This is a genomic window from uncultured Bacteroides sp., assembly GCF_937912035.1.
GTDB lineage: Bacteria > Bacteroidota > Bacteroidia > Bacteroidales > Bacteroidaceae > Phocaeicola.
This window is the reverse complement of sequence record NZ_CALDPF010000050.1, coordinates 44,618-57,588: the sequence shown is the minus strand read 5'-3', so window position 1 is coordinate 57,588 and position 12,971 is coordinate 44,618. Positions and strand designations below refer to the sequence as shown.

General features: G+C 36.7%; 8 protein-coding genes. All 8 read left to right on the top strand.

Going from position 1 to position 12,971, the window contains the following annotated elements:
* Positions 1–6 precede the first annotated feature (6 nt).
* Positions 7–1,560 carry a RagB/SusD family nutrient uptake outer membrane protein gene (locus tag Q0486_RS14180; protein WP_299234724.1) on the top strand — a complete coding sequence of 518 codons (1,554 nt, stop codon included), beginning with the start codon at positions 7–9 and terminating at the stop codon, positions 1,558–1,560.
* A 38-nt stretch (positions 1,561–1,598) separates the two neighbouring features.
* Positions 1,599–2,702, top strand: coding sequence for a SusF/SusE family outer membrane protein (locus tag Q0486_RS14175; protein ID WP_299234722.1), 1,104 nt, complete (start codon positions 1,599–1,601; stop codon positions 2,700–2,702).
* Between the two features lie 56 nt (positions 2,703–2,758).
* Positions 2,759–3,883, top strand: a complete 1,125-nt coding sequence (locus tag Q0486_RS14170; RefSeq protein WP_299234719.1) for a DUF5115 domain-containing protein — start codon at positions 2,759–2,761, stop codon at positions 3,881–3,883.
* Positions 3,884–3,966: 83 nt separating this feature from the next.
* Positions 3,967–6,342 (top strand): alpha-amylase family glycosyl hydrolase, encoded by a 2,376-nt coding sequence (locus tag Q0486_RS14165; RefSeq protein ID WP_299234716.1) that lies wholly within the window; start codon positions 3,967–3,969, stop codon positions 6,340–6,342.
* Between the two features lie 110 nt (positions 6,343–6,452).
* Positions 6,453–8,447, top strand: a complete 1,995-nt coding sequence (pulA, locus tag Q0486_RS14160) for a type I pullulanase (RefSeq protein ID WP_299234761.1) — start codon at positions 6,453–6,455, stop codon at positions 8,445–8,447.
* A gap of 178 nt (positions 8,448–8,625) precedes the next feature.
* Entirely contained in the window at positions 8,626–9,987 is a 1,362-nt protein-coding gene (locus Q0486_RS14155; RefSeq protein ID WP_299234713.1) for a hypothetical protein, read from the top strand.
* A gap of 224 nt (positions 9,988–10,211) precedes the next feature.
* Complete coding sequence (locus Q0486_RS14150; protein ID WP_299234758.1) at positions 10,212–12,143, top strand: alpha-L-arabinofuranosidase C-terminal domain-containing protein; 1,932 nt, start codon at positions 10,212–10,214, stop codon at positions 12,141–12,143.
* 247 nt (positions 12,144–12,390) lie between these two features.
* The gene (locus tag Q0486_RS14145; RefSeq protein ID WP_299234711.1) at positions 12,391–12,942 is read left to right on the top strand and encodes a sigma-70 family RNA polymerase sigma factor; all 552 of its coding nucleotides are present in this window, start codon (positions 12,391–12,393) and stop codon (positions 12,940–12,942) included.
* Positions 12,943–12,971: the final 29 nt, after the last annotated feature.

Sequence of the window (12,971 nt, the reverse complement as noted above, 5' to 3'; positions counted from 1 at the left end):
AAAATTATGAAATTCTATATATTAAAACATCTGGTTCCTGCAGTAGCTTTTACATTGGCTATGGGAACTAGTTCATGTATCGGTGACCTGAATGTTGACCCTACAATAGATAAAAGTACTTCTGTTGAATTTAACAGAGATCCTATTTTTGCAAAGATATATGCTAATATGGCATTAACAGGTAATATCGGACCTGCAGGTAATGGTGACATTGACGGTATAGATGAGGGAACATCAGATTTCTTCAGACAATTATGGAATATGAATGAATTGCCTACTGATGAGGCTGTATGTTGCTGGGGTGATGCAGGTGTGCCTGAATATAATTTTACTCAGTGGGATGCTTCACACGGAATGATGACAGCCATGTATTACAGATTATATTTTGGTATAACAATGGCAAACTATTTCTTAGAGAATACTGTAGATGATGCAACTGCAACAGATCTTAGGGCAGAAGCCAGATTTCTAAGAGCATTATATTATTATTATGCAATGGATTTTTATGGTAATATACCTCTTATTGTAAAGGTTTCTACAGAGCAAGCAGAGCAGTCTGACAGGAAAACAATATATGAATTCATAGAGAAAGAGCTTCTGGAGTGTGTGGATGATATGAAAGACCCTAAAACAAACACATACGGTCGAGTAGACAAGGCTGCTGCATGGTTATTGTTGGCTAGACTTTATCTTAATGCTGAAGTCTATACAGGAACTCCACAGTGGGGATTGGCGGTTACTTATGCAGAAAAGGTACTTGAATCCGGATATACTCTTTGTAAACCATATAAAAATCTGTTCATGGGTGATAATAATACCAATGGTGCACAGAATGAAATCATTCTTCCGATACTTCAGGATGGTATAGATACACAAAACTATGGTTGTGGTACGTTCTTGGTTGCTGCTACTCATAAAACAGACATGAATAATGCCGGAACAAGTGAAAACTGGGCTGGTAATAGAGCAAGAAAACAGATGATGACTATGTTCTTCCCTAACAATGATGCTCCAAATGTTGATGAAAATGAAATGGTAAAACAAGCTAAAGACGACCGTGCTTTGTTCTATGGAAAAGACAGAGAGCTTGAAGTTGAAGATGTATCCAATTTTACTCACGGATATTCTTGTGCGAAGTTTACAAATAAATATTCTACAGGTGCAACACCAAAAGATGCCAAATTTGTAGATATGGATGTTCCTTTCATGAGAGTTGCGGAAGCATATCTGATTATAGCAGAGGCAAAAACAAGGCTTGAACTACCTGATGAGGCTAAACCTTATATTGACGATCTTAGAGATAGAGCAAATGCAACAAAACAACCTACATATTCATTGAATGATATTTGTGACGAATGGTGTAGGGAATTTGCTTTCGAAGGACGTCGTCGTATAGATCTTATCAGATTTGGTAAGTTTGGTGGAAATACTGACTATGTTTGGGATTGGAAAGGTGGTACAAAGGAAGGTACAAACTTTGACGCTTATAGAAATCTTTATCCGATACCGACAAAGGAAATAGTGGCAAATCCTAATCTTGAACAAAATTTCGGATATTAATATTATGTTGTTTTAATGACATTATAAAGATATAAATTATGAAAAATAAGATATTTACATTATTACTTGCAGGAATGGCCATTTTCTCTTCTTGCGATAGCGATAGAGATTCCAATCCTGTATATAACCAGCCGGAAACGTTTACCTTGAATAAACCGGCTTTGTCTGGTAATATTTTCGATTTGAACAGTTCTTCTCATATTTGGCTGACTTGTTCACAGCCTGATTATGGTTTTACTGCAGCCGTTACGTATACTTTGGAAATCTCTTTGACTGATGATTTTGAAAAAGTACAAGTGCTGCCTACGCAGTTTACTACTGCTAAAATGGAGGTAAAGACTAATGAGTTGGCAGTTTGTGCTACAAACCTTTTCATAGCAGAAGGTAAGGTTAAAGACGATTTCCCTCTTCAGACTCCTTTATATTTAAGACTAAAAGCTGTTGTAACAGATCTTAAAGAGCCTGTTTATTCAAATTCTATCGAGATAAAAACAGAATTGGAATATACTTTACCGCCAATTGAGATTCCAAAGAAATTGTATATCGGTGGTGACTTCTGTGAATGGAATTGGGACAATACACTTGAGATGGTTCCTGTAAATGGAGTTGAAGGAAAATTCTGGAGATTGATATTTATTCCTGAAAACAGTAGTATCAAGTTAAGTCAAACTTCAACAGAAGAAACTAGTGCCGGATTTGCAGAAACGACAATTAATGATAATTATGAAGCTGTTGTAACAGATAATTCTGGAAAGATTGGCTTTACTAAAGGAGGATGGTATTTATTGGTTGTTAAGGCAGCAATAGAAGGAGCTGAACTTAGATATACCATGGATATTAATGAGCCTGCAGTATATTTGTTTGGACCTGTAATTGGAGATAAATGGGCTCCGGAAGAAGCTTTGAAATTTACGGTTCCTCAGGTAGCAGACGAATTCTTTGTATCTCCTGCGTTTACAAATGCCGGTGAAGTACGTGCGTGCGTAGTATTGGAAGGTCACGACTGGTGGAGAAGTGAATTTATGGTTTTCAACAATAAATTGGAATATAGAGGTAATGGTGGTGATCAGGCACGTATTCAGGGTGCTGTAGGTCAGAAACTATATATCAACTTCACAGCCGGAACTGGTAAAATTGAATAATATAAAAATGTTGTCGGGGATAATTTTTCCCCGACAAGCTAAATTAAAATGGATCTATGAAAAAGAAATTTTTATATACAGCTATATTTGCTGCAATGATAGGTTTGGCTTCATGTAATGAAGATTTCAATGCAGATGTTGCAGCTCCACAGACTTGGGAACAGGAAGAAATTCTTGCAGCTTCAGGCATGACTATTACGCCGGCAGCTGATATTAATCTAGAAACAGCAACAGAAGATTCTGTGATACTTTTTTCTTATCAGGTAAATAATCAGGTAGAAGGCAGTAAAATTGAAAATCTTACAGCTTATGTATCAAAACAAGATGTTGAGGAATGGCGTAAGATTGAAGTTAATGAGGAAGGTAAAGCTAGCGTAGAAGTACTGCAGAAAACTATAGAAGACTTGTATGGAAAGAAAGATGAAATGCGCACGCTTGCTCTTAAAGCTGAAGCTAGTATGAATATTGATGGAGAAGCTTTGTTTTTAAGTGCTGAAAAAGTTTCTGTAAATATTACGCCTAAAAAACCTTTGATAATCCCGGAATATTATATTGTTGGCAATATACAAGGTTGGAATACAGGAACTAAGAGTTGTGCCTTATATCCTGTAAATTTGGAAGAGAGTATTTTTACATATACAACAGATTTTTCGAATAATAATGCTGGAACTCCTAACTTTAAAATATGGGCGGCTGCTGATTTTGGAAATTGGGACAATGCCATTGGTACACAGATTGATGGTGATACAAATCTAGAAGGTAAATTAGTTCAAGGAAATGTTGGTGCAATTCAGACACCTGACAATGGAATATATACATTAACATTAAATCTCATTGAAATGAAATATGAGATGGTTAAAGAAGAGAATCAAAGTGTCGTTGAGTATACATCAATCGGTTTAGTAGGTGGATTTAATGGTTGGAACCAGGTTGATAATGTACAATTGATTAAAGCTGCTCCACATAATTGGTATATAAATAATTTTACAGTAGAAAGTGAAAGTGAACTGAAGTTTAATGCAGATAAAGCATGGACAGTAAGTTGGGGTACTGGCGTAAATTTAGGTGATATTCCTTTTGGTAAAGCTGATCTAAATGGAGCTAACTTTAAACTTCCTGCAGGTACATACGATGTATTCTTTAATGATATAACAGGCCAATTTGCCTTCTTTGCAAGATAATAACTAATTATAATCAATGAATTGCCATTCGGAGGAATACAAAAGTTCCGATGGGTGGCAATTCTTTTTTTAACCTGACTACCATGAAAAAGACTCTTCAAATAGGTTTCTATATATTAATTTCATTGTTCATATTTACTCAAAGTTCATGTCAGGACAAGACTTTTGATAATGAATCGGATAGTGAAAATTCAGGAAATGATTCAAGTGATGAAGGAGATGACAATGAAGAGACATTAAAGGAAGGACTCACTTGGTCACCTGAAAATCCTGATGCTGATTCTGAACTTACTATTAACTTTAAGGCTCCTGTAAAATCAAAGCTTTACGGCTATATGGGAGATGTTTATATTCACACCGGAGTTATCACTCAAGGTGTATGGGCTTTTGTTCCTGCCGAATGGAACGAGAACATAGCCAAATGTAAAATGACGAAGAAGGATGACAATTGCTGGTCTATATCTCTTTCTCCATCTATAAGAGAATGGTTTGCTTCGGGTGAGACTGCTATTAATAAACTTGGTATAGTAATACGTAGTTCCGATGGTAGTAAGAAGGGAATAGAAGAAGATTCTTTTATTGAGGTAACCGATAATAAATACACAGCTTTCCAACCTGCTCCTATAATTGAGCAGACTATGCCGGCAGGGACAGTAGAAGGTATAAATATATCAGGTGGAAGCAGTGTGACTTTTGCTTTCTATGATAAGGATAAGAATGGAAATCATAAAGACTTTGCATACATATTAGGTGATTTCAATAACTGGACATTAGCCAATGACGGCACTTCTCAAATGTATAGGGATAATTTAGCCGGATGCTGGTGGATAACTGTTGAAAATTTGGATCCGGAAAAGGAATATCGCTTCCAATATTATACAGGAACTAAAGACGGTGATGTAATTAGACTGGCTGATGCATATTCCGAAAAGATTCTTGACCCTGATAATGATAAGTATATCCCTGAATCGACATATCCTTCGTCTGAAATGGTTTATCCGGAGAAAGGTATAGGAATAGTTTCTACATTCAAGATTAATAAGGATGAATATCCATGGCATAATAATGATTTCAAGATAAAGGACATAGATAATCTCCTTATATATGAATTGCACCTCAGAGACTTTACTTCAACATCCGATCTTAATGGCGCAATAAGCAAACTTGACTATCTGGAAGGTCTTGGAATAAATGCCATAGAGCTGATGCCGGTACAGGAATTCGATGGTAACGACAGTTGGGGATATAACCCATGCTTCTTCTTTGCCATGGACAAAGCATACGGAACAAAAGAAATGTATAAGAGGTTTATTGATGAATGTCACAATAGGGGAATAGCCGTTCTATTTGATGTGGTATATAATCATGCAACAGGAGCACATCCTTTTGCAAAATTGTATTGGGACAGCAAGAATAATAAGACAGCAGCTAATAATCCGTGGTTTAATGTTGATGCACCTCATCCTTATGGTGTATTCCATGATTTCAACCATGAATCAGAGCTTGTAAAGACTTTCGTAAAACGAAACCTCAAATTCTTACTAGATGAATACAAGATAGATGGTTTCCGTTTTGACCTTACGAAAGGTTTCACTCAGCGTCAATGTAGTGAAAGTACCGCATCTGATTATGATGGAAATCGTATAGCTGTTTTGAAAGATTATTATGACGCTATTCATGAGGCAAACGAAAATGCCGTGGTTATATTGGAACATTTCTGTTGTGATAAAGAAGAAAAAGAACTTGCAGACTATGGTCTTAAACTATGGAGAAATGGTAACAATGCGTATTGCCAGTCTGGAATGGGTTGGCAAGACGACAGTGGTTTTGAAGGAATATATACAGGCACTAATAATATGAAGTTCGGTGGCTATATAAGTTTTATGGAGAGCCATGACGAAGAACGTACTGCTTTTAAGGCAAAGGAGTACGGTAATGGTGACTTAAAAACTAATCTGGCAAACCGAATGAAAAGTATGGCTACAAATACGGCTTTTTTCCTTACTGTACCAGGACCGAAAATGATATGGCAGTTTGGAGAAATGGGTTATGATGTTTCTATTGAAGAGAATGGTCGTACAGGACGTAAGCCTTTACATTGGGAGTATTTGAATGATCAGTATAGAAAAAAACTCACAGAGACTTATACCCTTATTCTTAAACTTAGAAATAAACTACCACAGCTTTTCTCTTCTGATGCGACATTCAGATGGGAAGTATCTGAAAGTTATTGGGAAGGATGCCGTAATATTTCAATTGAAAGTATAGACGGAAAGAAACTTTTCATTGTGGGTAATTTTACGACAGAAGAACAGACATCTTCAGCTCAAGTCCCGTCGGGTTGGAGCGGATATTATAACTTTATCAGTGCTGAACAGGTAAGTAATGTTGCCGGAACACAGCCGACTGTAGCTCCACATGACTTTGTTATTTATTCTAATTTTCTTATTAATAACTAAATGATATGATAAAGAATTAGTCTGAATATGAAAAGTTGAGTAGTTAAGAGATTTTGGATTATTTCTATGGAATTAATTATCTTTTTATTTATTTTGACGATAGTATCATGATAAAACTAAAACAACTGATGACATTACCACTGATAGTAACTACTATAGGTTGTGGGGAGACTAACAGGTATGAGTCGTATGCAGACTATCCGTCATTCTCTACCGAATGGACGGAAATGGTATATACCCCCAAGTCGACAAACTTTATGCTGTGGGCGCCTACTGCAGAGGCTGTAAGAGTTAATATATTTGATGAAGGAATTGGCAGTCAGGCGGTGAATTCTGTGAAAATGAGTCGTGGAGATAACGGGCAGTGGACTGCAGAAGTCGATGAAGATCTTAACGGCAAGTTCTATACATTCAATGTATGTATTGACGGTAAATGGCTTGACGATACTCCGGGAGTGATGGCAAAGGCTGTAGGTGTGAACGGCAAGCGTGCTGCCATATTGGACTTGAATAGTACTAATCCTGAAGGTTGGGAAAATGACAAACGTCCAGAACTGAAGAGTTTCAATGACATTATTCTGTATGAAATGCATCATCGTGATTTCTCGTTAGACAGTTTGTCTGGTATTGAAAACAAGGGAAAATTTCTTGCTTTGACTGAAGAAGGAACCAGAAACATTTATGGACAGACTACAGGTATTGACCACTTGAAGGAGCTAGGTATCACTCATGTTCATATTCTTCCGTCATACGATTATGCGTCTGTAGATGAAACTAAGCTTGATACACCTCAGTATAATTGGGGATATGACCCTCAGAACTACAATGTGCCTGACGGCTCATATTCAACAGATCCGTACAAGCCTGAAGTCAGAATTCGTGAGTTCAAGCAGATGGTGCAGTCACTCCATAAGGCTGGTATCAGAGTGATAATGGATGTAGTATATAATCATACTTTCAATACAGAACACAGTAATTTTGAATTGACAGTACCTGGATATTTCTATCGTCAGAATGAGGATGGAACATTTGCCAATGGTTCAGGCTGTGGAAATGAGACTGCTAGTGATCGTGATATGGTGCGCCGTTATATAGTGGAATCAGTGAAACATTGGGTGAATGAATACCATGTTGATGGCTTCCGTTTCGATCTTATGGGAATACATGATATAGAGACTATGAAGGCTATTCGTACCGAACTTGATAAGATTGACCCTACAATTTTCATTTATGGCGAAGGATGGGCTGCAAGCGCTCCTAAATATCCTAAAGAAAAACTGGCTATGAAGGCCAACACATGGCAGATGCCCGGAATTGCTGCATTCAGCGATGAATTCCGCGACAGCTTGCGTGGCTCATGGAGTGACGATGCTAAGGGAGCTTTTGTCACTGAAGGTAAGGGATATGAGTCGGGTGTTATGTTCGGTATTGCTGCTGCACTACCTCATCCTCAGTTGAAAGAGGCTTTGAAGGACTATCCTGCATCATGGACAGCACAGCCTACTCAGATGATAAGCTATATAAGCTGCCATGATGATCACTGTATAGGCGACCGTCTTCTCATTACAGCTCCAAAAGCTGACACTAAGCAGCGTATGCGTTTATTGAAGTTGGCAGAAACGGCTGTATTTACATCACAGGGCGTTCCTTTCATCTTTACAGGTGATGAACTGATGCGCGACAAGAAGGGAGTTAAGAATTCATATAACAGTCCTGATTCAATTAATGTGATAGACTGGCGTCTGAAAAAGCAGCATAACGATTCTTACGAATATATAAAAGGACTTATTGCTCTTCGTAAGGTTCATCCTGCATTCCGTTTGGGTACAGCCGATAAGGTTTATGAACATCTTGAATTTATAAATCCCGGGACTAAGGGGGTTGTGGCATTTCGCATCAAGGGACAGCCTGAAGGTGAGGAGTGGAAGGATATAACAGTGATACTTAACGCTGGAACTAAAACTGCAAAGGTTGAGGTGCCGGAAGGAACATACCGTTTGGTTTGTTACGATGGAAAGATTTCACCGGAGAAAGGCTTGAAAGATTCCAAGGGTAAGACTCTTGCTGCAGCACCTCAGTCGGCTACTATTGCTTACAGAAAATAAATTTATTTTTTGATATGAATAGACACATATTGATGTTTATCATGATCCGGCATTGACCTATTGATTTGTTATTAATAATTGTTTTTATGCTATATACTGTTTTTTATGGAACAGTATATAGCATTTTTTATAAATATTATATATATTAGTGGTGTAAATTCTTGATATAGGGTGTATTATGGTTTGTAGAATTAAGTTATATCCATTAGTGTTGCTCTTTGTTACATTACTTTTTTCATGTAGTAAATACACAATCAATGAAAATGATGATACCTCCGATGAAGACGGAGTAGTAAATGTCTATTTAAAATTTCGTAAGAATCAAAATGGTGATATTATTGAACTGGAATATCCGGTTCGCATTTTTTGTGTGGAAAAAACTACTTCTGCCATTACAGAGTTTTATTATGAGGAGGGTGATGGTATTCTGGCATCTGTCAATAAAGGCAAGTATTCAGTAAATGCTTTTCTTGGGGTAGACAAGGATAATTTCATTCTTATGAACGATATAAATGGTAAACCTATGATATCCATAAATGCTTCTGGAATATCTGATAAGCCAGTCATGTCTGCACATTCCACATTGAATATAGACAAGCAGACGGAGATAAATTTTATTCCCATCTATATTGTTTCTTCTACTGAATTTGAGTTTAGTAATATTCCAACAGAGGTAAGGAGTGTGAATGTGGAAATATCCCCTGTATGTTGTGGTCATCATGTCGAAGGAGGATTTTCTGATAGAATACAAAGTGCGGTTATAGCTTGTGAGTTGAATAACGGTAAGTGGATTTCCGGTCAGAAGTTCTTATTCCCGGCAGAAGGAGAGAAGACAACAGTAACAGTAAGACTTGACTATGACAATGAAATAAAAGAGTATCAATATATATTTTCCGGAGGCTTAAAATCAGGACAACCTTATAAATTTACCGGAGGATTTGATGAAGATTTAAGTATGGATGGAGATTTTCAGATAAGTGGTTGGAATATGGAAGAAGAAGTTGTTATTGATTTTGAAAACGGTAATACGGTTGACGATGAGGATGGTGGAGATGAAAATGATAATGATGAGCCCGACGATGAAACTTCTGTAGATCCGGATGATGTATTTTATGTAGATGAGCTTCCTTCGCCAAACGCAATATGGGGGCCTTTCTATTTATGGAAATCAGAAGAGATAGAAACAGGAGAGGCTTTAGTAACTGTCATATCTCCCGACCAATGGTTTCAGATATATGAAGAAGGTGAGGCTTTGGAAATATTGAGTAACTATGAAATTGACGGTATCTCTGATTGGAGAACTTTCACTAGAGAAGAAGCCGAAGATTTCTTTAAGGAGTTTTCCAAGAATCTTGGTGAACTGAATACTTATTTGGAGGAAAATGGACATAATATTTTTTATACAGAGAACAGATATCTGTGTGAAAATGGTGGGTATGCATTCAGTATGTTTGGAGCAACTAATATCAGGCCGGCAGGTAAGACTGTGAAATATTATCTACGACCGGTAAGAACGTTAAAATTGAAGGTCCGTTCATAACCTGTCTGTTATATTCGTTTATATGTGAAATTTAAGATTATGCTTCAAAAAATATTATATAAATCATCTGTTATTCGAAGTTAGGCATTATCTTTGCAAGTATAAAATTGTTTCGTTTATTAACAAACAGGTAACTTTAAATGATAATTTGCTCATAAAAACTTAAAAAATAATATTAAACCATGAGAAGTAAAAACACATTTATAGCCGCAGCCTTATCTCTTATGTCAGCTGCTGGGACTGTTTATGCCAATGAAAATATAATGACTGTACATGCCAACAAAGTCATATCTGAAATAAGCCCTACTATGTACGGGTTGTTTTTCGAGGATATAAATTTTGGGGCTGATGGAGGATTGTATGCTGAATTGGTAAAGAACAGATCTTTTGAGTTCGATCAGAATTTAATGGGGTGGAACGTATTTGGAAATGTTGTTCTGATGAACGACGGACCTTTCAACCGTAATCCTCATTATGTTCGTTTAAGTAAAGCTTCACACCCTCATAAACATACCGGAATCGAGAATGAAGGCTACTTTGGAATTGGGCTTAAGGCAGACAATGAATATCGTTTTTCTGTGTGGGCTCGTGGTAAAGGTCAAAGAATACGGGTAGAACTTATTGATAACGACACTATGGGTGAAAGTCAGGTTATTACTTCCGGAAAAGTTGAAGTAGTGTCTGATGAGTGGAATAAATATGAAATTACACTTAAACCTAAAGTTGAAGAGAAGAAGGCACATCTTCGTATATTCCTTGAAACTAAAGGTAGTGTGGATTTGGAACATGTGTCACTGTTCCCTGTAGATACCTGGAAAGGAAGAAAGAATGGTCTGAGAAAAGATCTTGTACAGGCATTGTATGATCTTTCGCCTGACGTATTCAGATTTCCGGGAGGATGTATAGTAGAAGGTACTGACGCATCGTCCAGATATCAGTGGAAAGAAACTGTTGGACAGGTAGAAAACAGACCTACTAATGAGAACAGATGGCATTATACTTTCCCTCACAGGTTCTTTCCTGACTATTTCCAGTCATACGGATTAGGCTTTTATGAATATTTCCTGTTGTCCGAAGATATAGGAGCCGAACCTTTGCCTATTTTGAACTGCGGTCTGTTGTGTCAGTACCAGAATAGCGATGATTGTCAGATGTCAGCTGACAGTCTTGATATGTTTGTTCAGGATGCTTTGGATTTGATAGAATTTGCCAATGGTAGTACAGAAACAAAATGGGGAAAGTTGAGAGCAGAAATGGGACATCCTGAACCATTCAATCTGAAGTATCTGGGTATCGGTAATGAACAATGGGGGCAGATTTATGTTGACAGACTGAGAGCTTTTGTAGAAGTTCTTAGAAAGCAGCACCCTGAAATCAAGATAGTAGGTTCGTCAGGACCATATCCTGAAGGTAAGGAATTTGATCATCTTTGGAAGGGAATGAAGGAACTTAAGGTAGATTTGGTAGACGAACATTTCTATCGTCCTGACAACTGGTTCATTTCTCAGGGAAAGAGATATGACAGCTATGATAGGAAGGGTCCTAAGGTTTTTGCAGGTGAGTATGCATGTCATGTTCCTGGAAAAAAATGGAACCATTTCCGTGCTGCATTACTTGAAGCGGCTTTCATGACAGGATTGGAAAGGAATTCTGATATCGTCAAGATGGCTACATACGCTCCTTTGCTGGCACACGTAGAAGGATGGCAGTGGCGTCCGGACTTGATTTGGTTCGATAATCTTTCTGTGTTGAAAACATGTAGCTATTATGTTCAGCAACTTTATGCTACAAACAAAGGAACACATGCATTGAAACTGACTATGGACGACAATGCCGTATGTGGTGATAAAGAACAGAACGGTCTGTTTGCAAGTGCGGTTTGGGATGAAGATGCACAGATGTATATAATTAAAGTTGTCAATACCTCCAGTGATACACAGAATATAAAGATAGACTTTAAGGGATTGAAGAAGAAAAAGTTACAGAATGATGTGGAGACTATCTCGCTTCATTCTGATAATCTGGAAAAAGAAAATACTTTTGATGATCCTGATATGATATTACCAAAGAAGGGAAATGTAAAAGTTGAGAAAAATATTCTTTCAGATTCTTTGCAGCCTATGTCTTTTGTAGTGTATAAATTGAAGACTTTATAAAGGTTGTAGAGGTTTTAAATAAACGCCTTGTCATTTGATTTTAAATGAACTGTTATTTTAAATCAAATGACAAGGCGTTTTTTGATAAGTATTATTAGAGCGAATTTGTCTTCTGAATATAGAATGTTTTATTAAAAATGTGTTTTTAACTTGTTTTATTTATTTTTTTTCCCGATAATTGCAACTTGATGTTTATTAACCTAAAAATAAATAGTTGAGTTCTATTCTATGTTACAATTGTAAATTTATGGGGGAAGAGAATGATGATATTATAATTTGGAAAAATTTCTTGTCTGGCGACAAGGAAGCTTTTTCTATGTTATATCGTAGATATGTACAAAACCTTTTTAGGTTTGGAATACAGTTTACGGATGACAGAGAGTTGGTGAAAGACTGTATTCATGAGGCTTTTCTCAAAATTTATAAGAACAGAGGAAAAATATCTAAAGTAACGAATGTAAAGATTTATTTACATATAGTTTTGAAAAATATCATAATAGATGAGTTGCGTAGGACAGTTAAATTTAATTCTTCTTTAGAACCAACGGAAATTGACTCGTCTGAAGGATTCGATATTGAGGAAGAGTATGTGAATAAAGAATTAAATATATGTAAATCTAAATGTTTAAGAGAGTTTATGGAAATGTTAAATCCTCATCAACGTAAAATTATCCGGATGCGGTTTGTGGAAAATATGAGTATAAAGGATATAGCGGTGGCGATGGATATGAAATATCAGTCTGTGGATAATCTTATACATAGAGTTATAAAAAGAGGTAGGAATGAGTATCTTAACTAATATTAATAGAATAATATGGGTATAAATCC

Coding starts and splice junctions, on each gene's coding strand:
- Q0486_RS14145 (WP_299234711.1), top strand. CDS start 12,391: ATGGGGGAAGAGAATGATGATATTATAATTTGGAAAAATTTCTTGTCT.
- Q0486_RS14165 (WP_299234716.1), top strand. CDS start 3,967: ATGAAAAAGACTCTTCAAATAGGTTTCTATATATTAATTTCATTGTTC.
- Q0486_RS14155 (WP_299234713.1), top strand. CDS start 8,626: ATGGTTTGTAGAATTAAGTTATATCCATTAGTGTTGCTCTTTGTTACA.
- Q0486_RS14150 (WP_299234758.1), top strand. CDS start 10,212: ATGTCAGCTGCTGGGACTGTTTATGCCAATGAAAATATAATGACTGTA.
- Q0486_RS14175 (WP_299234722.1), top strand. CDS start 1,599: ATGAAAAATAAGATATTTACATTATTACTTGCAGGAATGGCCATTTTC.
- Q0486_RS14180 (WP_299234724.1), top strand. CDS start 7: ATGAAATTCTATATATTAAAACATCTGGTTCCTGCAGTAGCTTTTACA.
- Q0486_RS14170 (WP_299234719.1), top strand. CDS start 2,759: ATGAAAAAGAAATTTTTATATACAGCTATATTTGCTGCAATGATAGGT.